We start from the raw sequence: 20796 nt of genomic DNA, 5'->3' as shown, positions 1-20796 counted from the left end.
ATTGTTAGTTATAATGTTCGTTTATAAATGATTCTAAGTCTTCTAATTTAACGTCGTGCGTTTTTTCACTATTTCTAAATTTCACTTCAACGACACCATCTTTAATACCGCGCCCTACGACAACTCTTACTGGAATGCCGATTAAGTCTGAGTCGTTAAATTTAACACCCGCACGCTCATCACGGTCATCGAGTAACACTTTATATTGTTTAGATAGTGAATCGTATAATTCTTCAGCTGGATTTACGAACTCTTCTTTTTTAACGTTCATCATGACGATGTGTACGTCAAAAGGAGTGACAGATTTCGGCCACATAATTCCATTTTCGTCGTGGTATTTTTCAATGATTGCTGATAAAGCTCTTGAAATACCAATACCATAGCATCCCATTAATACTGGAACACTTTGGCCACGTTCGTTTAACACTGTTAAATTTAATGCTTCACTATATTCAGTACCTAGCTCGAACACTTGTCCAACTTCGATACCTTCTCTAAACTTCACTGGTCCGCTACCGTCTGGTGCCATTTCACCTTCAGTAATGAATCTGAAATCTCCGACGTCTTCGACCTCAACGTCTTTTAAGTTCACGTTGATAAAGTGATAATTATCTTCATTCGCACCAACTGGGAAGTTCTTCATCACTTCTACTTGATAATCGATATATACAGGAATTTTACTGTTTACTGGTCCGAGTGATCCTGGTTGTGCATTGAAAATTTCTAAAATATCTGATTCATCTGCAAGCTCTGGCTCTGTATTTGAATTAAAGAATGTTTTTAATTTAATCGTATTTAACTCGTGATCTCCACGAAGTACGATCATTTTAAGTTCACCATCGACGTTAACGACCATCGTTTTCGTCGTTTCTTTTAAATCAATGCCGAGTAAATCAGCAAGTTCACTACATGATTTTACGTTCGGTGTGTCTACTTTTTCAATGTCTTTTTCTGCATCATCGCTTTTTTCTTCAGGACGTAAGCACGCTGCTTTTTCGATGTTTGCTGCGTAGTCACTATTTTCACTGAATACAATCGTATCTTCACCAATTTCAGATAGCGCCATAAATTCGTGAGTGTGTGAACCACCGATTGCACCACTATCTGCTTCAACTGCTCTAAAATCTAAACCGAAACGTGTAAATATTTTTTCATACGCATTGTACATATCTTGATACGTTTTAGACAGTGACTCTTGGTCGATGTGGAACGAATACGCATCTTTCATAATGAATTCTCTTCCACGTAATAATCCAAAGCGTGGGCGTAGTTCGTCACGGAATTTCGTTTGGATTTGGTAAATCGTGAGTGGTAGACGTTTATAACTACGTAACTCGTCTCTCACTAAGTCCACGACGACTTCTTCATGTGTTGGTCCGAGTAAAAAGTCTCTATCGTGACGGTCTTTTAAACGCATTAATTCTTTACCATATTTCTCCCAGCGACCAGACTCTTCCCACAATTCTCTCGGTGCGAGTACTGGCATTTGAACTTCGTTTCCATCGATACGGTTCATTTCTTCACGTACGATGTTTTCGATGTTTTGTAGTACGAGTTTTGTAATTGGTAAGTACGTATACACCCCGCGCGCGAGTTGTTTAATCATTCCTGACTTTAACATTAACTGGTGACTTAAACTTTCAGCTGAAGCTGGAACTTCACGCTGCGTTGGTATAAACATTTTTGATTGTCTCATTCAATTATCCCCCTAAGAAAAATACTTTGATGTCATTCCATGTCACTAAGATCATAATCATTATAACGAATAATACACCAGCAATTTGAATATTCATTGCAACCTTTTTATTTACCGGTTTTCTAAATATCGCTTCGTATAAGACGAATAATATTCTTCCGCCGTCAAGTGCTGGAATTGGTAATAAGTTCATTACCCCTAAGTTTACACTAATCATCGCAGTAAATGCGATTAAACTAATAATGCCGAGCTGCGCGACGGATTCTGTCACTTTATAAATACCGACGGGTCCGTTTAACATATCAAATGTAAACTCACCTTGGAATATCGATAAGAATAGTTGACCGAGTAATGTAAGTAACATCGTACTCACTTCAATCATTCTTTCAGTTCCCCAAAGTATCGGTTCGAAAATATTTTTAGGTTCTGCCATCATTTGACGCACACCGATAATTAAACGTTTCTCAACGTCACCGGTTGGTGTCTCTGTTTCTTCAATCATCGGTACGATGTCAACTTCACGTACCTTACCGTCGTTTTCAACTTTAAACGTAATCGGTTTATCTTCTCCACCGTTTGCTGCGATTGTTTGTGTCATTTCTGTCCAGTCACTGACGACTTGACCGTTGACTTCTTTCACTTCGTCACCAGCGACAATTCCAGCTTTTTCTGCTGGAGACCCTTCAGATACTTCACCGACAGTCGGTGTATCGACTGTTTTACCAACAACATAAGCTAAAAAGATAAATAACACAAATGCGAGTAAGAAGTTAAATAATGGTCCCGCAAACAATGTTAAAAATCGTTGCCACGGTGTCTTTGACTCAAAACGCTCATCGTAGCTTGCGATACGTTCTAATTGTCCGTTCTCTACTAAATACGCTGTTTTTGCGAGCGTGTACGTGACGATATTATTGTCGCTATAGCGATTCGCTGTCACTGTCATTTTCTCAACAAAATCGTTGTCAATAACTTCCACCGCTTCGATGTCGTTAAAATTATGTTTATCATCTAATAATACGTGTGTAATTTCGTTTGAATCGTTTAATTTTAGTGCGATGCTCATCCCTTTGTTTAAAGGGTTCACTTCCATATCCGCACTTGCCATACGAACGTATCCTCCGACTGGTAATAAACGAATTGTATATAACGTGTCGTTATGGCTGTATGAAAATAATTTTGGTCCCATTCCAATCGCAAACTCCGGACAATAGATACCTGCACGTTTTGCAAAGTATAAGTGACCGAGTTCATGTACTGTAACGAGTACTCCAAATACGACTATAAAAGATAAAATACCTACCAACAGTTAAACCCTCCAGTCCGACTTATATAACTTATCATAATGTAAAATCGTTTCGAGGTCTGGATTTTGTACAACCTCATGGTGTGCCATTCTCGATTCAACGATATCTTCTATTTCTAAAAATGTAATTTCATCGTTTAAAAACCTGTTCACCGCATACTCATTCGCTGCGTTCATAACCGCTGGCATCGTTCCACCAACTTTTAACGCATCATACGCAAGTTGAATCATTTTAAATCGCTTAAAGTCCATCGGTTCAAAATTTAATGTCGATAACGTATTGATATCCAGTGGATTGTCTTTATAAATACGGTCTGGATACGTCATCGCGTATTGAATCGCTGTACGCATATCACTATTTCCAAGTTGAGCGATTATACTATTATCCGTAAACTCAACCATCGAGTGTATAATGCTTTCACGATGAATTAGCGTTTTAATTTTATCGATTGGTATATTAAATAAGTGATGTGCTTCGATGACTTCTAAACCTTTATTCATCATCGTTGCGCTGTCGATCGTAATCTTTTGCCCCATCGACCAGTTCGGATGGTTTAACGCATCTTTTTTCGTGACGTGTTTTAACTCTTCACGTGTTAAATCTCTAAAACTTCCGCCTGACGCAGTAATAATGAGCTGACGAACTTGAGAGAGTTTTTCACCATTTAAACATTGAAAAATCGCAGAATGTTCACTATCGACAGGAATAATTTCTGCACCGTACTGTTTCGCATGGTTCATGACGATGTCACCTGCTGCGACGAGTGTTTCCTTGTTAGCTAAAGCGATTTTACGCCCCTTTTCAATTGCGCGTAACGTCGGAACGAGTCCGACACTTCCTAATATCGCAGTCACTAATATATCCGCGTCATATGTCGCAACGTCTACTAGACCATCATTTCCGTACGTAAATGTCACATCTGTAAACTCACCTTTTAAAGATGTCGCATCTCGTTCGTCCATGACTGATACGAGTTTCGGTTTAAACTCTGTAATAATTTGCCTTAACATCTCGATATTTCGACCTGCAGAAATTGCTTCTACAGAAAACTTATCACTATTATACCTTATGACGTCTAGTGTTTGAGTTCCAATTGACCCCGTCACACCTAATATCGATATTTTTTTCATAAAGTCACCTTCTAAATAATTATCGGTAGTATATTCATTAACGGTAGAACGAATATAAAACTATCGAATCTGTCTAGAATACCACCGTGGCCAGGTAAAATTGTCCCTGAATCTTTGACGTCAAAATGTCTCTTTAATGCAGATTCAACGAGATCTCCCATTTGACCAAATGCACTTAAAATCACCGTTAAAACGATGAGTGAAAACATATTGTTATCTAAAAGACCCGTCAGTGAAAATATTACTGCAAGAACTGCAGCACTAAATAGCCCACCGAGCGCACCTTCTATCGTTTTATTTGGTGAGATACGCGGCCATAATTTTCGCTTACCAATGGCGCGTCCAAATAAATACGCACCTGTATCTGTCGTCCATACGATTAAAAGTCCGTACATTAAATAAATCAAACCAGCATTTCTCGTTTCATATGCATACATAAATCCAATACCGATATAAGCGACACTCATGACACAAAATCCCATGTCGACAAACGAGAATCGGTTATTAGATATAACAGTAAACGACAACATAACGAGCGCAATAACGATGAGTAAATTTAAACGGTACGCTTCAACTGTTGGTAAAAATGTCGAATTTGGTCCGAGGATTAAAAACAACGCGAGAATTGACATAATACCCGGCACACTGAAAATATGAATTCGATTCATTTTTAAGATTTCGTATAAAGCGACAAAAGACATTAAGTAAACGAGCGCTAAAAATGGAATACCGCCGTAGATTACAAGAGGTAAAAATATGAGTAACGCGACAACTGCTGTAATAACTCTAGTTTTCATCGTGACGTTCCTCCTTTAACCCACCAAATCTTCGGTCTCTTTTACAATAACTTTCTATAATCGAATTGAACTCTTCAACAGATAATTCCGGCCAATACGTATCTGTAAAATATAATTCACTATACGAAATTTGCCATAATAAAAAGTTACTTATTCGATATTCCCCACTCGTACGAATGAGTAATTCCGGATCCGGATAGTCTTTTGTATATAAATACGTGCTAAACGTTTCGTCAGTAATATTTGATGACTCTATAGTCCCTCTTTCTACGTCTTTTGCGATATTTTTTACAGCGCGTACAATTTCATTTCTACCACCGTAATTCAGCGCAAAAATTAACGTTAAACCCGTATTGTTTTTTGTTTTATTGACGGCATAAGAGACGGCTTTTTTAGTATGTAAAGGTAATTCATCAAATTCACCGATCGTCTCTACTTTTACATTTTCTCTCATCAATTCTGGTAAGAATTTGTTCATAAAAATTCCAGGAAGCTTCATCAAAAATGATACTTCACTTTGTGGGCGTGACCAGTTCTCTGTAGAAAATGCATATAGCGTTAAATACTTTATATTTAATTGATTCGCAGCTACGACTATTCGACGAACAGTCTCCATACCTTGTTCGTGCCCTTTTACTCGAGGTAATCCAAGGCTTTTAGCGTATCTGCCGTTTCCATCCATGATAATCGCTACATGGTTTGGACCATTTATATCGGTCGAGTTTTTCTCATTAAACATAAGTAGCCTCCGAGTTAAAATTAAAAAACGTACAGACTGTACATATTAATCTATTTTAACATAAGAAACATTAAAAAATACAGGTAAGCGAATGCTTACCTGTAAACTTTTAAACTTCCATAATGTCTGCTTCTTTTTCCTTTACGCGTTCGTCGATGATGTTCACAAATTTATTTGTTAAATCTTGAACATCTTCTTCTAATGAACGTAATTCGTCTTCACTAATTTCAGAGTCTTTCTCTTGTTTCTTTAGTGTATCGTTTGCATCACGGCGGATGTTACGAATAACGACTTTAGAGTTTTCACCAACGCTTTTAACGTCTTTTGTTAATTCTTTACGTCTGTCTTCTGTTAGTTGCGGAATTGTAATACGAATCATCGTACCATCTGACGTTGGGTTCACACCTAAGTCAGCTAATTGAATCGCTTTTAACACGTCGTCTACTGAACTTTTGTCGTACGGTGTAACTGTTAACATTCTCGCTTCTGGCACTTGAATGTTTGCAAGTTGTTGAAGCGGAGTGTCCGCACCGTAATAGTTTACGTATACGCGGTCTAATAGACTTGCGTTTGCTGTTGCTGTACGAATTCCTGCAAGTTCACGATTTAACGCATCAATTGCGTCGTTCATTTTCTTTTCTGCTTGTTTCAATACGTCGTTAGCCATTATTTTCTCCCTTTTAATCTGTTATCGTTGTACCAATATCTTCGCCGAGTACTGCGCGTTTGATATTGCCCTCTTCTGTAATTGAAAATACCACAAGTGGGATAGAGTTGTCCATACAAAACGATGTTGCTGTTGCGTCCATCACTTGTAAGTTCTTCTGTAACATGTCGATATAAGAAAGCGATTCGAACTTTGTCGCTGTGTCGTCGTGCTTTGGATCTGCTGAATATACGCCGTCTACGTTATTTTTACCCATTAAGATAACGTCAGCATTGATTTCAGCTGCACGTAATGCTGCTGTTGTATCTGTTGAGAAGTACGGGTTACCAATTCCTGCTGCAAATATAACGACGCGTCCTTTTTCTAAGTGACGAATCGCACGACGTCGAATATACGGCTCTGCAATTTGTTTCATTTCAATCGATGTTAATACGCGTGTATCAACACCTAATTGTTCTAAACTGTCTTGTAACGCGAGTGAGTTCATTACTGTAGCGAGCATACCGATATAGTCTGCGTTCCCACGTTCCATACCTAAGTCACTTCCAGTTTTACCACGCCAAATGTTTCCACCGCCGACGATTACAGCGATTTCTACATCTAGTTCTCTCGCTTCTTTAATTTGCTTTGCGATATTTTTAATGATATCCGGTTTAATTCCGACACCTTCTCCACCAGCAAGTGCCTCACCAGAAAGTTTTAATACGATGCGTTCATATTTAGAAGAACTCATGATTTTCATTCCTTTTAACTGTTATATATATTGATATAGAAAAAAGACACCGAAGTGTCTTTTTAATTACTGACCCATTTGGCCTTTAACTTCTGCAGCAAAGTCTTCATTACGTTTTTCTAAACCTTCACCTAGTCCGAAACGAACGAAAGTAACGAGTTCAGCGTTGTTTTCTTTTAAGAATTGATTGACAGTTTTGTCACTATCTTTAACGAATGGTTGTGAACCGATGACGATTTCTTCTAAGAATTTACGCATTCTTCCTTCAACCATTTTATCAACGATGTTTTCTGGTTTACCTTCTTCAAGCGCTTGGTTACGTAATACTTCACGCTCTTTATCTAACTCTTCTTGTGGTACTTCGTCTTGTTTTGCATATTGAGGATTTAATGCAGCAGCGTGCATTGAAACATCTTTAGCGATTGCTTCGTCTGTTGAACCTTCAATTACAGATAACACACCAATCGTACCACCCATGTGGATGTACTCACCGAATGCACCATTTTCTGGCTTAGTTAAAACTTCAAAACGACGGATGTTCATGTTTTCACCAATTGTAGCAATTGCTGATTTCATAACTTCCTCAACTGATTGACCATCTAATTCAGAAGCGTTTAACTCTTCAAGATTAGCTGGTTTTGTTTTAACGATATGCTCAGCAATTTTCTTAACTAAGTTTTGGAACTGTTCGTTACGTGCAACGAAGTCAGTTTCAGCGTTAATTTCAACGATTGCTGCATCGTTACCGTCTACTGCGATTTCAATTAAACCTTCAGTAGCGATACGGTCTGCTTTTTTACCAGCAGAAGCAATACCTTTTTCACGTAGGTATTGGATTGCTTCTTCGATGTTACCATCAGTTTCTTGTAACGCTTTTTTACAATCCATCATACCTGCGCCAGTTTTTTCACGTAATTCTTTAACTAATTGAGCTGTAATTTTAGCCATTATTGTTCCTCCATATTCTTTAAAATCAATTTATGTTTTAAAAAAGGTGATAAATAACAAGTACTTATCACCAAATTGTTTATTATTCTTCAGTTTCTGATGCTTCTTCAGCTGACTCTTCTTCTGTTAAGTCGATGTTTTGTTCAGCTGCAACATCTTCGTTAGATACACCTTGTTGACCTTCTAATACAGCGTCAGCCATTTTAGATGTCATTAAGCGTACCGCACGAATCGCATCGTCGTTAGAAGGGATAACGTAGTCCACTTCGTCTGGGTCACAGTTAGTGTCAACCATTGCAACGACTGGGATACCTAAGATTTTAGCTTCGTTAATCGCGATAGATTCTTTACGTGGATCTACGACGAATAATGCTTTAGGCATATCTGTCATTTCACGAATTCCACCTAAGAATTTGATTAAACGATCATATTCTTTATTGATTTCTGCAACTTCTTTTTTAGGAAGTACTTCGAATAATCCGTCTTCTTCCATTTTTTCGATTTCAGAAATTCTGTCGATACGACCTTTGATTGTATCGAAGTTTGTTAAGATACCACCTAACCATCTGTGGTTTACGTAAAGTTGACCTGCACGCTCTGCTTCTTCTTTGATTGCTTCTTGAGCTTGCTTTTTCGTACCGACGAATAATACTTTACCGCCGTCACGTGAAACTTCTTTAATGAAGTTGTACGCATCGTCAACCATCTTAACTGTTTGTTGTAAATCGATAATGTAGATACCGTTACGCTCCGTGAAGATGTATTTTTTCATCTTCGGGTTCCAACGGCGTGTTTGGTGTCCAAAATGTACACCAGCTTCAAGTAATTGTTTCATACTAATTACTGCCATGAATATTTTCCTCCTTGGTTTTTACCTCCGCTTTAACGCTAGCTAACAACCGTTACGGCACCAGTTAGCTCCTTGCTAAAACGTGTGTAATTGGCTTTATAGCCGTTTATTATAATAGCACAGTTTAGTCAGGGCTTCAACTAAAACATATCTTTTTCTAGTTCTTTTAAGAATCCTGGCTTTTTAATGCGAATAAACGTCCCTTTCATACCGAGTGAACGAGATTCAATAACGCCTGCACTTTCTAACTTTCTTAACGCGTTTACGATAACTGAACGTGTAATCCCGACTCTATCCGCAACTTTTGACGCGACGAGTAAACCTTCTAACGCATCGAGCTCTTCAAAAATGTGTTCGATTGCTTCACGTTCAGAGTATGATAATGAACGGATTGCCATCGCGATGCTCGCTTTATCACGTGCTTCTTTTTCAACTTCTTTTTGACGCTCGTTCATCATTTCCATACCTACAACAGTACTTGCGTACTCACATAAGACGAGATCTTCTTCAGTAAATTTTTCTTCTTTTTTACCGACGATGAGCGTTCCAAGACGATCTCCACCACCGAAAATTGGAATGACGCACGTCTCTGAGTTACTATATTCTGCAACTTCTTCTGGGAAAATCGTTAACTTATTACTAAAGTCGATATTCTCTTCTGTTTCACGTAATCGCATAATACGGTTCATATAATACTCAGGGAACTCACGATTTTCTAAAAATTCGTGCATACGACTGTTTTCATCGAAACTTTCGTGATACGTACCATAACCGAGTAACTTCGCATCACTTGCGACGATGAACGTGTTACAGTCTAATATTCTACTAAGTTTTTCTGCTAACGCTTCGTGTTTTACGTTTTCTTGAATGAGCTTATTAATTTCTCTCGCTCTTTCTAATAATGTTGGCATATAGAATAGCCCTCCGTTTTATAAAATAAATTGACTTAAGTTTTTACTACTCTTAATTGTGTCTAGCTTATCATTTACGTATTTCTCTGTAATTTCAACATGTGCACCGTGCATATTATCCGCTTCAAACAGTAACTCTTCAAGCAGAGTTTCCATAATCGTATGAAGTCGTCTTGCACCGATATCATCCGTCGTAGAGTTTACGTCGTACGCAATATTTGCGAGTGCTTCAATTGCTTCATCGGTATAACTGACCGTCACACCTTCAGTTTCAAGCAGTGCTTCATATTGCTTTAATAATGAATGTTTTGGTTCAGTTAAAATACGTTTAAAGTCTTCTGCTTTTAACTTATCGAGTTCTACACGAATCGGGAAACGCCCTTGTAACTCTGGAATTAAATCACTCGGTTTTGCAACGTGGAACGCTCCAGCACCGATAAATAAAATATGTTCCGTATTCACCGGTCCGTATTTCGTTTCAACAACACTTCCTTCAACGATTGGTAAAATGTCACGTTGTACCCCTTCACGAGATACTCCAGCTTGACTATTTGACCCCATCGCAATTTTATCCATCTCATCGATAAAGATAATCCCTAACGTTTCAGCGAGTTCAATCGCTCGGTCATAGACGAGGTCCGTGTCGATCAGCCCTTCAGACTCTTCTCTAATTAAATGCTCACGCGCATGTTTTACTGGCAGACGTTTTTTACGTTTTTTCTTCGGCATCATATTTTGTAACATATCGCCCATACCATTGTCCATACCTGGCATCATCATCGACATTTGTTTCTCTTCGACTTCGATTTCAACGACACGCTCTTCTAAACGTCCGTCTTCTAAATCCTGGCGGATGTTACGACGTTTTTCACGTACAGTGTCATCAACTTCTTCTACTGGTTCTTCTGTTTTACCCATATTTGAAAACATTTCAAACGGATTGTTAAACGTCGGTTCTTTAAAACGTCCTGGTGCGAGTAATTTTATTAAACGTTCGTTCGCTAATTTCGTCGCCTCTTCACGAACGCCTTTAAATAATTCTTCTTTCACCATTTTTACGCTCGTCTCGACTAAGTCTCTCACCATCGACTCGACGTCACGACCGACATAACCGACTTCTGTATACTTTGTCGCTTCAACTTTTGTAAACGGTGCACCGGTAATTTTAGCCATGCGTCTTGCGACTTCTGTTTTACCGACACCTGTTGGTCCGATCATTAATATATTTTTCGGGATGACTTCATGTTTAAGTTCGTCACTTAATTTCATACGGCGATATCTATTTCTCATCGCTATCGCAACTTTACGCTTTGCTTCATATTGTCCGACGATGTCTTCGTCGAGTTTTGACACAATTTCTCTTGGAGATAAACTAGCCAATATATATCCTCCTATTCAGCATCTATCGTTTCAACGATAATATTATCATTTGTAAAGACACAAATATCTGCAGCGATTTTTAACGCGTCACGCGCAATCGTCTCAGCATCTAAATCGTCTCCGTGTAATTTCATCGCGCGTCCTGCGGCGAGTGCGAAGTTCCCACCAGACCCAATCGATAAAATACCATCGTCTGGCTCGATGACTTCACCTGTACCTGAAACGATTAACATCGTATCTTTGTTCATAACGATTAACATCGCTTCAAGTTGGCGAAGCATTTTATCTGTACGCCACTCTTTCGCAAGTTCTACGGCTGCACGTTCAAGTTGACCGTTATACTCATATAGTCTTGCTTCAAATTTTTCATATAAAGTAAATGCATCAGCGACACTGCCTGCAAATCCAGCGACAACTTTTCCTTCATATAAACGTCTCACTTTTCTCGCGGTATGTTTCATGACGACTTGGTTACCTAAAGTAACTTGTCCGTCACCAGCCATCGCCATTTTACCTTTATGCTTGACTGCAAATATCGTCGTTCCTTTAATTGCCACTTTCGTCACCTCTTATTATTTTGTGGATGTGCGTTTAAATACGCTTGTCTCAACTGCTCTTTAGAAACGTGCGTATACCTTTGAGTCGTCGATAACGACTCATGACCAAGTAGTTCTTGTACTGCACGTATGTCTGCACCGTTATTTAACATATGCGTTGCGAACGTATGTCGTAACGTATGCGGATGAAGCGATGCTTTTATTGCACTTTCTTTCATCACTTTATTGATGATATAGCGTAATCCACGGTCAGTTAATTTCGTCAAATTATAATTTAACCAAAAAGCACCTGTCTCTTCCATATGTTTAGAAAACGTCTCGATATATTCAAGTAACGCTTCTTTTACGGATTCATTAAACGGTACGATACGTTCTTTGTTCCCTTTACCGAGTACTTTTAACAACCGGTGATCAAAGTCGATATCAGAAACTTCGATGTTTAATAGTTCTGCACTACGTATTCCTGTGCCGTATAATATCTCGAGTAACGCACGATCTCTCGTGTACATCTTTTTGTTTTTATCGAGTGACTGAAACAAAGCATCGATTTGGTTTTCATACAAGAAATCCGGTAACATAGAGTCTCGCTTTGGAAAAGACACTTGACTCACCGGATTGTTTTCTACGATATATCGTTCGTTTAAATAATTATAAAAACTACGAATCGCAGAAATTTTACGGCTAATCGTCGTCTTTTTGTAATCTTTATCGTATATAAACGTTAAATAATTACGTGCATCTCTCGACTCAAACGTCGTTACCGTTAGATGTTCCGCGTTTAAAAATGATTCAAACTCGCGTAAATCGAGTTGATAACTTTCAATCGTTTTTGGAGAATACTGCTTTTGATACTTTAATACATCTAAAAAGTCGAGTACATAGTCCATCCACAGTCCTCCTCACTGTTATAAAAAAATTCCCATTGAATAGTTTAATATATTTGACAGACAATTGCACACAATTACTATTTTTCTGAAATATCTTTTTTCTTATGAAACACCATAAAAAATCTAGGCTAGATTAGTAGCCTAGATTATTTTTAGTTTGCATCTTCTTCATAATCACAGTTCGAACATTTTACCTTGACCGTTTTACCTTTACGTTGCTCGACTAAGTACTGGTCACATTTCGGACAATCTCTACCGACTGGCTTATCCCATGATACGAAGTCACAGTCTGGATATCGTTCACATCCGTAGAAAATACGACCTTTTTTAGACTTACGTTCAACGATTTCGCCTTCTTTACAAGTCGGACATTTTACACCGATCTTTTTAACGATTGGTTTTGTGTTACGGCAATCTGGGAAGTTTGAACATGCCATAAATTTACCGTAACGTCCCATTTTGTAAACCATTGGCGAGCCACATTTTTCACAGTCTATGCCTGCGGGTTCGTCTTTAATTTCGATTTCTTCCATTTCTGATTCAGCTTTTTCAACTTGTGGTCTAAACTCTTTATAAAAGTCATCGATCACTTTTACCCACTCTTTGTTGCCGTCTGCAATTTCGTCGAGTTGTTTTTCCATATCTTTCGTAAAATCAACATCGATAATATCTGGGAAGTAATCGGATACTTGTTCAGAAACGATTTCTCCAAGTTCAGTTGGAACAAAACGACGCTGGTCGAGACGTACGTAATTACGTTTTTGAATCGTCTCAATCGTCGGTGCGTACGTAGATGGTCGGCCGATACCTGACTCTTCTAACGTTTTTACAAGACGTGCTTCAGTGTAACGTGGTGGTGGTTGAGTAAAGTGCTGATTTGAATCGATCTTTTCAGCAGTAACCGTTTCACCTTCAGAAATTTCAGGGATAATATTTTCTTTCGCATCTACTTTTTCGTCTATACCTTCTTCGTATACTTGTAAGAATCCTTTAAATTTAATAGTAGAACCGTTACTTCTAAAGATGACTCCGTTATTGTTTAAGTCCACGCGCACAGTATCGAGCACTGCTGGTGCCATTAAACTAGCGACGAAACGGTCCCAAATTAGTTTGTACAAACGGTACTGATCACGTGATAAGAAAGCTTTCATTTCTTGTGGTGTACGTAATGTAGATGTTGGACGCACCGCTTCGTGCGCATCTTGTCCTTCAGACTTTTTATCTTTACGTTTACCTAAAAACTCTTTACCGTACGTGTTTTCAATATATCCGTATGCTTCAGACTTCGCTTCGTTAGATACGCGCGTAGAGTCTGTTCTCATATACGTAATTAAACCAATCGTCCCTTGTCCTTTTACGTCAATTCCTTCATACAGTTGTTGAGCGAGCATCATCGTTTTACGTGCACGGAAATTTAATTTACGCGCCGCTTCTTGTTGTAATGTAGAAGTCGTAAATGGATACGCAGGATATCTCAGTTGTTCTTTTTTCTCGACAGAGTCGACGTTAAAGTCGTCTCCTTTAATTTGCTTTAAAACGTCTTTAACGACAGATTCATTTGGTAACTCTGTCTTTTTAGCGTCAGACGCTAACTTATAAAACTTACCTGTAAATTTCGAGCGCTTATATTTAAAGTGACCTTCAATTGACCAATATTCTTCTGGTTTAAAGTTACGGATTTCATTTTCTCTGTCGATAATCAGTTTTAATGCAACTGATTGTACACGACCTGCAGATAATCCTTTTTTAACTTTCTTCCATAATACTGGTGAAATGTTATAACCAACGAGTCTGTCTAATATACGACGTGCTTGCTGTGCGTCGACGAGTTGTTGGTCCATTTCTCTCGGTTCTTTAAAACTATTTTTTACTGCATCTTTTGTAATTTCATTAAATACGACGCGGTGATATTCTTTATCGTCACCGAGAGCGTGTGCTAAATGCCACGCGATCGCTTCACCTTCACGGTCCGGGTCCGATGCTAAATAGATTCGTTTTGCTTTTTTTGCTTCTTTTTTAAGTTCTTGAAGTAAAGGTCCTTTACCTCTAATCGTTATATATTTTGGTTGGTAGTTGTTTTCGACGTCAATACCAATTTGACTACGGGGCAAATCTCTAAGGTGACCCATCGAAGCGACGACTTTATATCGTTTTCCAAGATATTTACCAATCGTCTTCGCTTTTGCTGGGGACTCTACAATGACTAAATTATCTGCCACTTTTAATTGCCTCCCTCACGTTTTATGATTCAATGAACAATATTACACACTAACTTTTAAATTTGTCAACGGTTCTAAATTCATTTATTGTAATTCATCTAAAATATCATCAGCTTTTGTAACGAATATCGCACCTTCTTTTAACCGCGCATTTACACCTGCACTGAGCGGTGACGTAATATTTCCTGGTATACAAAAGACGTGTCGATTTTCTTCAATCGCCATCTCTAACGTAATTAAACTTCCGCTTTTTTCTTCGGCTTCAGTGACTAATACACCTTCACTTAAGCCAGCGATAATTCTATTTCGTGCGACGAATTGATGCTTATTTATCGGTGTGCCTGGTGGATACTCACTAATCGTACAACTATATTTTTCAATACGATGTCTCGTTTTTATTGTTGACTTCGGATAATGGATATCGTGACCAAATGCGAGTACACCGATCGTTTGAATATTCTCTTCAAGTGCAATATGGTGCGCGATATCATCTGCACCATATGCGAGACCTGACACGACTGTAAACTCATTTAACGCTGGAATGATTCTTTGTAACGCTTGACGCGTATACATTCCAGCTTTACGACTACCAACGATGCCGATTTTGCGACTATTTAAAGCCGATAAAGAGCCCTTTACATATAATACGTACGGCGGGTCGTAAATTTCTTTTAACGATGCTGGATAATACTTTGAACTCTCCGTTATAAACGTCACACCGTTCTCACACAATTTACGGTGGATGTCTTCTAACGAAATTTCTCTCGCATGCTGTAACTTCTTAATTGTAGATTCTTTTAATACTTCACCATTTCGGATCTTCTGAAACTCTTTTCTTGTAACTTTTGCAAAACTTAATTGTAAAATGTGAAGTTTCATAACTGTATTATAATCGATAGTTTTTAAAATTGGTATAAAAATAAAAAAACGCAGAGATTATATTATCTCTGCGTTACAATTTAAATTTATTATTTAATTGTTAGACATTGCTCGTAAAGGCCTTCTTTTTTAATACGCTCGATTAATGTCTCACCGATTACTGACGGTGTATCTGCTGTGTCGATACCTGCGTCGTTCATCGCTTTAATTTTACCTTCTGCTGTACCTTGACCACCAGAAATGATCGCACCAGCGTGACCCATACGTTTTCCTGGAGGCGCTGTTTGACCACCGATGAATCCAACAACTGGTTTTGTCATATGTTCTTTCACCCAAGCTGCTGCTTCTTCTTCAGCTGTACCACCGATTTCACCGATCATTACAACTGCGAGTGTTTCATCGTCTTCGTTAAATGCTTTTAATACGTCGATGAAGTCTGTACCGTTTACTGGGTCTCCACCGATACCAACAGCTGTCGTTTGACCGATTCCAGCTTCAGTTAATTGGTGAACTGCTTCGTAAGTTAACGTACCAGAACGTGATACAACTCCTACGTGACCTTTTTTGTGGATATATCCTGGCATAATACCAATTTTAGTTTCATCAGCAGTGATGATACCAGGACAGTTTGGTCCAACGAGACGTGTTTCTTTATCTTCTAGGTAGTCTACGACTTTAACCATGTCTAATACTGGAATATGCTCTGTAATACAGATAACAAGTTCTACACCTGCATCTGCTGCTTCCATGATTGAATCTGCTGCGAATGGAGCTGGAACGTATACGACTGATACTGTCGCGCCAGTTTCTTTCTTTGCTTCTTCTACTGTATTGAATACAGGTACACCTTCTACTACTTGTCCACCTTTACCTGGTGTTACACCACCGACAATTTTCGTGCCGTAGTCTAACATTTGTTTCGTATGGAATAATGCAGTAGATCCAGTAATACCTTGTACGATTACTTTTGTATCTTTATCTACAAATACTGCCACAATTAATTTCCCCTTATCTTATTTATTTTCTTCAACGAGTGCGATAATTTTTTGTGCACCTTCAGCCATTGTGCTTGCTGGTGTAATTGCTAAACCAGAGTCTTTAAGAATCTCTTTACCTTCTTTAACGTTTGTACCTTCTAAACGTACGACTAATGGAATTTCAAGTCCGACGTTTTTAACTGCTTGTACAACACCTTTAGCAATGACGTCACATAACATGATTCCACCGAAGATGTTTACAAAGATTCCTTCTACGTTTTCATCACTTAAGATGAGTTCGAATGCTTTTGTAACTTTCTCTTCAGTCGCACCGCCACCTACGTCTAAGAAGTTCGCTGGGCTTCCACCGAAGTGGTTAATTGTGTCCATCGTTGCCATCGCAAGTCCAGCACCGTTAACCATACAACCGATGTTACCATCTAGTGCAATATAAGATAAGTCGTATTTAGACGCTTCAACTTCTTTTGGATCTTCTTCGTCGAAGTCACGCATTTCCATTACTTCTTTTTGACGGTATAATGCGTTATCGTCAAAGTTGATTTTCGCATCTAACGCCATAACTTCACCGTCACCTGTTGTTACAAGTGGGTTGATTTCGACGATTGATGCATCTTTTTCTACAAATACATCATAGAGTCCAAGTAATAATTTTGCCGCTTTGTTAATTAACTCAGTTGGAATGTTGATGTTAAACGCAAGTCTTCTTGCTTGGAATGGTAATAAACCAACTGCTGGGTCGATCACTTCAGTGAAGATCTTTTCAGGTGTTTTAGCTGCAACCTCTTCGATTTCAGTTCCACCTTCTTCAGAACCCATTAACACGACACGGTTTGTCGCACGGTCTACAACAAAGCTGATGTAGTATTCATCTTTAATGTCGCAACCTTCTTCAATTAATAAACGGTTAACAACAGTACCATCTGGTCCGTTTTGTACCGTTACTAATGTAGAACCGAGTAAACTTTCAGCGTATTCTTTAACTTCATCTAAAGATTTCGCAATCTTTACGCCTCCAGCTTTCCCACGTCCACCTGCGTGAATTTGTGCTTTCACTACGTAGACGTCAGAGTCTAATGTTTTTGCTACTTCTACCGCTTCTTCAGGCGTACGCGCAACGTCACCGTTCGGTACTTTTACCCCTTTAGAGCGGAAAATTTGTTTTCCTTGATACTCATGAATATTCATGGTCTGCCTCCTAAGCGTTATAATAATAAGCTTTCAAAACTATTATATAAATTCATCGCACTATTGTAAACTTAACACGCTTCTAAAAAGTGTAATTTTTAAATATGTGCGTTTTTTCCACGTTTTAAATGTGGTTTAAACGAGAAATACGTCCAAATTCTAAGTATATATTCGAGTGGTCCGTATTTAAACTTCTTCATATAGTAATAACTACATATAATTTGTACGATAAAGAAGAGAATTGCTAACGTAAACGACAGCGTAAAATTCCCGTCTCCAAATCGTCCGAGTCCACTGCCGTAGTATATAAACGAGTGGAACACTGATTGTAAAATATAGTTCGTTAACGATAATTTACCGACGGCGGATAAACTATCCATAAATAAGTTTTCTTTATATAAATAATAAAATAGTCCAATATAACCATAAGCTAACGCTGTGTCTATAAAGAACATATAATAATCGAGTGTCTCATTATTAAGCCCAAATATATTTAATATAATACCGATCGGTACGAGTAGAATGAGTGCTTTTTTCCACGTGCCACCTGTTTCAAACATTTTAAGTTTTGCTGCAATCATTCCAGATATAAAGACAGGCACGTAAAAGGAAATAATGAGTATATACGTAAATATGTATCCGACTACACCACCGCCAAAAAACGGATTCTCTGAATCGAATATAAACGACTGACGTTCAGCATTCGATAACGTACGATACGCTTCTTTTTCTTCGAGTAAATATTCGATTTTTTCATCGGTTAACTCTGTCGTATAACTCTCAAACTCTTCATCTATGTCTTCTACACTACTACCAAAGTCTAAATGCATTAATACAACGAGCGCTGATGATAGAAGAAAACAAACAATCATCGTTTTAAGACTTCGATTCGGTAGCCAAAATAAAACAATCGTCATCAGTCCATAAACGAACAAAATATCTCCTTCAAATAAATACATCGCGTGCAGTGTACCAAATAATAGTAACGCGAGTCCGCGACGAATGAGTCCACGTTTAACACCGAGATCTTTACGTTTAAAACTAGACGCCATCATATACATCCCAAATCCAAATAAAAAGGCAAATATCGGCATCGTACTACCTTCAAATAATACGCGAATCGTATTCATTAAAAAGATGCCGACATTAGACACGTCATATACTTCAGGATAACTATTACCAAACATGCCGTAGTTAAAAACGAGCAAGTTAGCGAGTAATATCCCTAGTAAACTAAATCCTCTTAAACTATCTACTACTTTAATTCTGTTCATCTAAAAATCTCCTGAATTTCCTTAACGGGTGAAAAACTTTTTCTATGAATCGGTGTTGCTCCGTATTGTCTTAACGCTTCTAAATGATTTTTCGTTCCGTACCCTGAGTTTTTTTCAAAATCGTATGCTGGATACTCTTTACTATGTGCTTTCATTAAACGGTCACGGTACACTTTTGCGATAATTGAAGCGGCAGCAATCGAATTCGAATTTGCGTCTCCTTTTATAATACTTTGCTGATGAATATCCATATCTAACACCATCGCATCAATCAATAAGTGATCCACTTGTACTTTTAAATTTTTCACTGCACGCGTCATCGCAAGTTTTGTCGCTTCATATATATTTAACGTGTCAATTTCTTCCACTGTTGCGGTACCTATACCAACCGTGCACGTGTCTAAAATTAAATCATATAAGCGATTTCTTTCAGTTTCACTTAACTTTTTAGAGTCATCTAACCCATATAATTTCTCGTCACCTAAAATTACTGCACCAGCAACGACTTCTCCTGCGAGTGGTCCGCGCCCTGCTTCATCAACGCCAGCGATCACACCTGTTAACTCACGCTCATAGACCATCATACTTTCAAAACGTCGTTTCGTCTCTTCGATTTTTTCAAGTTGACGTCTGCGACTTTTAATTGCATTTTGTACGCCGACACGTGGGTCACTTTGTAAATCAATACTCTCTAAATCTTCTATAGAATGTATCGTCTGTAAAAATTCTTTTACTTCTTTAATTGTCATCATTTACCTCATCAAACGTATATCTGCCGATTTTACCGTTTCGAATGTCGTAGACGACTCGGTTTGTCACTTGTTCATAATCGACTTCGTTACCAGACATTAACATACCTCTACTTCTACCGATTGCGTCAAACACGGATACGATATCATCGACGTCATAATTTGTAATTTTATAAAACGTATCAAACGTTTCCTTATCGTGTTCGATTAAAAACTTCATACCAAAAATAGCGACCTCGTCTAAATGAACGACCCTATCCGTAATTGCACCAGTTAAACTTAATTTTAACCCGACATCTCCTTCAAACTTTGGCCATAATACACCTGGAGTGTCTAGCAGTTCTAAATTATTACCTGCTTTAATCCACTGCTGTGATTTTGTAAGACCTGGCGTATTTCCTGTTCTCGCGGCTTTACGTTTTGCGAGACTATTAATTAATGTTGATTTTCCGACGTTAGGAATACCAATAATCATCGCACGAATCGGACGACGATTAATACCGCGAGCTTCCATACGTTGAAACATCTCTTCAGTCGCTTCCATCGCAACCGGTTCAATGCGCTTTAATACGTTATTGCTACGAGCATCCAGTGCTATCGGATACGTCCCAATCGACTTAAAGTAATTCATCCACTGATTTGTCATATTTTGATCTGCGAGATCAGACTTATTTAAAATGACAATACGTGGTTTATTTTTAACGATCTCGTTCATCATCGGATTTTGACTCGACATTGGAATTCTCGCGTCTAAAATTTCTATCACTACATCAACTTTACTTAAATTCTCTTCAATTTGGCGCCTTGCTTTAGCCATATGTCCAGGAAACCAGTTAATAGACATCTCATCACTTCCCTATACGTTTTAGATTCTATTCGATTATAGCAAA

The 20796-nt window shown here is 38.3% G+C and carries 20 protein-coding genes; all 20 read right to left on the bottom strand.

All coding sequences use genetic code 11. The annotated features are described in order from the left end of the window. Positions 1 to 4: 4 nt before the first annotated feature. Entirely contained in the window at positions 5 to 1696 is a 1692-nt protein-coding gene (locus CJ229_RS00755; protein ID WP_102167549.1) for a proline--tRNA ligase, read from the bottom strand. A 4-nt stretch (positions 1697 to 1700) separates the two neighbouring features. Continuing rightward, on the bottom strand, positions 1701 to 3005 hold the full coding sequence (rseP, locus tag CJ229_RS00750) for an RIP metalloprotease RseP (RefSeq protein WP_070710371.1): 1305 nt from the start codon (positions 3003 to 3005) through the stop codon (positions 1701 to 1703). Then, positions 3006 to 4133, bottom strand: a complete 1128-nt coding sequence (dxr, locus tag CJ229_RS00745) for a 1-deoxy-D-xylulose-5-phosphate reductoisomerase (RefSeq protein WP_102167548.1) — start codon at positions 4131 to 4133, stop codon at positions 3006 to 3008. It lies immediately after the preceding gene. Between the two features lie 11 nt (positions 4134 to 4144). After that, the gene (locus CJ229_RS00740; RefSeq protein WP_102167547.1) at positions 4145 to 4930 is read right to left on the bottom strand and encodes a phosphatidate cytidylyltransferase; all 786 of its coding nucleotides are present in this window, start codon (positions 4928 to 4930) and stop codon (positions 4145 to 4147) included. Further along, the gene (locus CJ229_RS00735) at positions 4920 to 5669 is read right to left on the bottom strand and encodes an undecaprenyl pyrophosphate synthase (protein ID WP_070622092.1); all 750 of its coding nucleotides are present in this window, start codon (positions 5667 to 5669) and stop codon (positions 4920 to 4922) included. The genes CJ229_RS00740 and CJ229_RS00735 overlap by 11 nt, the downstream gene beginning before the upstream one ends. 109 nt (positions 5670 to 5778) lie before the next feature. Further along, positions 5779 to 6336, bottom strand: a complete 558-nt coding sequence (gene frr / locus CJ229_RS00730) for a ribosome recycling factor (RefSeq protein ID WP_068130493.1) — start codon at positions 6334 to 6336, stop codon at positions 5779 to 5781. Positions 6337 to 6349: 13 nt separating this feature from the next. After that, complete coding sequence (gene pyrH / locus CJ229_RS00725; RefSeq protein WP_102167568.1) at positions 6350 to 7072, bottom strand: UMP kinase; 723 nt, start codon at positions 7070 to 7072, stop codon at positions 6350 to 6352. A 63-nt stretch (positions 7073 to 7135) separates the two neighbouring features. Next, complete coding sequence (gene tsf / locus CJ229_RS00720) at positions 7136 to 8017, bottom strand: translation elongation factor Ts (protein ID WP_317846589.1); 882 nt, start codon at positions 8015 to 8017, stop codon at positions 7136 to 7138. An 82-nt stretch (positions 8018 to 8099) separates the two neighbouring features. Continuing rightward, a complete protein-coding gene (rpsB, locus tag CJ229_RS00715; RefSeq protein WP_102167546.1) occupies positions 8100 to 8867 on the bottom strand; it encodes a 30S ribosomal protein S2 in 768 nt (255 codons plus the stop codon). Positions 8868 to 9007: 140 nt separating this feature from the next. Beyond that, entirely contained in the window at positions 9008 to 9778 is a 771-nt protein-coding gene (gene codY, locus CJ229_RS00710) for a GTP-sensing pleiotropic transcriptional regulator CodY (RefSeq protein WP_040929146.1), read from the bottom strand. Positions 9779 to 9796: 18 nt separating this feature from the next. Continuing rightward, positions 9797 to 11161 carry an ATP-dependent protease ATPase subunit HslU gene (hslU, locus tag CJ229_RS00705; protein WP_102167545.1) on the bottom strand — a complete coding sequence of 455 codons (1365 nt, stop codon included), beginning with the start codon at positions 11159 to 11161 and terminating at the stop codon, positions 9797 to 9799. An 8-nt stretch (positions 11162 to 11169) separates the two neighbouring features. Next, positions 11170 to 11715: an ATP-dependent protease subunit HslV gene (hslV, locus tag CJ229_RS00700; protein ID WP_040929147.1), complete on the bottom strand. Its 546-nt coding sequence runs from the start codon at positions 11713 to 11715 to the stop codon at positions 11170 to 11172. Between the two features lie 5 nt (positions 11716 to 11720). Then, a complete protein-coding gene (gene xerA / locus CJ229_RS00695; protein ID WP_102167544.1) occupies positions 11721 to 12602 on the bottom strand; it encodes a site-specific tyrosine recombinase/integron integrase in 882 nt (293 codons plus the stop codon). 152 nt (positions 12603 to 12754) lie between these two features. After that, on the bottom strand, positions 12755 to 14821 hold the full coding sequence (gene topA / locus CJ229_RS00690) for a type I DNA topoisomerase (protein WP_102167543.1): 2067 nt from the start codon (positions 14819 to 14821) through the stop codon (positions 12755 to 12757). 84 nt (positions 14822 to 14905) lie between these two features. Next, complete coding sequence (gene dprA / locus CJ229_RS00685; protein ID WP_102167542.1) at positions 14906 to 15700, bottom strand: DNA-processing protein DprA; 795 nt, start codon at positions 15698 to 15700, stop codon at positions 14906 to 14908. A gap of 89 nt (positions 15701 to 15789) precedes the next feature. Further along, entirely contained in the window at positions 15790 to 16695 is a 906-nt protein-coding gene (gene sucD, locus CJ229_RS00680) for a succinate--CoA ligase subunit alpha (protein ID WP_068130516.1), read from the bottom strand. An 18-nt stretch (positions 16696 to 16713) separates the two neighbouring features. Beyond that, a complete protein-coding gene (gene sucC, locus CJ229_RS00675; protein ID WP_068130519.1) occupies positions 16714 to 17883 on the bottom strand; it encodes an ADP-forming succinate--CoA ligase subunit beta in 1170 nt (389 codons plus the stop codon). A gap of 98 nt (positions 17884 to 17981) precedes the next feature. After that, positions 17982 to 19157 (bottom strand): DUF418 domain-containing protein, encoded by a 1176-nt coding sequence (locus tag CJ229_RS00670; protein WP_102167541.1) that lies wholly within the window; start codon positions 19155 to 19157, stop codon positions 17982 to 17984. Continuing rightward, positions 19154 to 19906, bottom strand: a complete 753-nt coding sequence (locus CJ229_RS00665) for a ribonuclease HII (RefSeq protein ID WP_257993695.1) — start codon at positions 19904 to 19906, stop codon at positions 19154 to 19156. The genes CJ229_RS00670 and CJ229_RS00665 overlap by 4 nt, the downstream gene beginning before the upstream one ends. Further along, a complete protein-coding gene (gene ylqF / locus CJ229_RS00660; RefSeq protein WP_102167539.1) occupies positions 19896 to 20750 on the bottom strand; it encodes a ribosome biogenesis GTPase YlqF in 855 nt (284 codons plus the stop codon). The genes CJ229_RS00665 and ylqF overlap by 11 nt, the downstream gene beginning before the upstream one ends. Between the last annotated feature and the right edge of the window lie 46 nt (positions 20751 to 20796).

Origin of the sequence: Nosocomiicoccus massiliensis (assembly GCF_002871345.2) — a bacterium.
In the GTDB taxonomy this organism is placed as follows: Bacteria; Bacillota; Bacilli; order Staphylococcales; family Salinicoccaceae; genus Nosocomiicoccus; species Nosocomiicoccus ampullae_A.
The sequence above is the reverse complement of the archived record's forward strand: the minus strand, read 5'-3'. Positions and strand labels throughout refer to the sequence as shown.

Coding starts and splice junctions, on each gene's coding strand:
- CJ229_RS00755 (WP_102167549.1), bottom strand. CDS start 1,696: ATGAGACAATCAAAAATGTTTATACCAACGCAGCGTGAAGTTCCAGCT.
- CJ229_RS00735 (WP_070622092.1), bottom strand. CDS start 5,669: ATGTTTAATGAGAAAAACTCGACCGATATAAATGGTCCAAACCATGTA.
- codY (WP_040929146.1), bottom strand. CDS start 9,778: ATGCCAACATTATTAGAAAGAGCGAGAGAAATTAATAAGCTCATTCAA.
- sucC (WP_068130519.1), bottom strand. CDS start 17,883: ATGAATATTCATGAGTATCAAGGAAAACAAATTTTCCGCTCTAAAGGG.
- rpsB (WP_102167546.1), bottom strand. CDS start 8,867: ATGGCAGTAATTAGTATGAAACAATTACTTGAAGCTGGTGTACATTTT.
- CJ229_RS00740 (WP_102167547.1), bottom strand. CDS start 4,930: ATGAAAACTAGAGTTATTACAGCAGTTGTCGCGTTACTCATATTTTTA.
- dxr (WP_102167548.1), bottom strand. CDS start 4,133: ATGAAAAAAATATCGATATTAGGTGTGACGGGGTCAATTGGAACTCAA.
- tsf (WP_317846589.1), bottom strand. CDS start 8,017: ATGGCTAAAATTACAGCTCAATTAGTTAAAGAATTACGTGAAAAAACT.
- ylqF (WP_102167539.1), bottom strand. CDS start 20,750: ATGTCTATTAACTGGTTTCCTGGACATATGGCTAAAGCAAGGCGCCAA.
- frr (WP_068130493.1), bottom strand. CDS start 6,336: ATGGCTAACGACGTATTGAAACAAGCAGAAAAGAAAATGAACGACGCA.
- xerA (WP_102167544.1), bottom strand. CDS start 12,602: ATGGACTATGTACTCGACTTTTTAGATGTATTAAAGTATCAAAAGCAG.
- dprA (WP_102167542.1), bottom strand. CDS start 15,700: ATGAAACTTCACATTTTACAATTAAGTTTTGCAAAAGTTACAAGAAAA.
- CJ229_RS00665 (WP_257993695.1), bottom strand. CDS start 19,906: ATGACAATTAAAGAAGTAAAAGAATTTTTACAGACGATACATTCTATA.
- CJ229_RS00670 (WP_102167541.1), bottom strand. CDS start 19,157: ATGAACAGAATTAAAGTAGTAGATAGTTTAAGAGGATTTAGTTTACTA.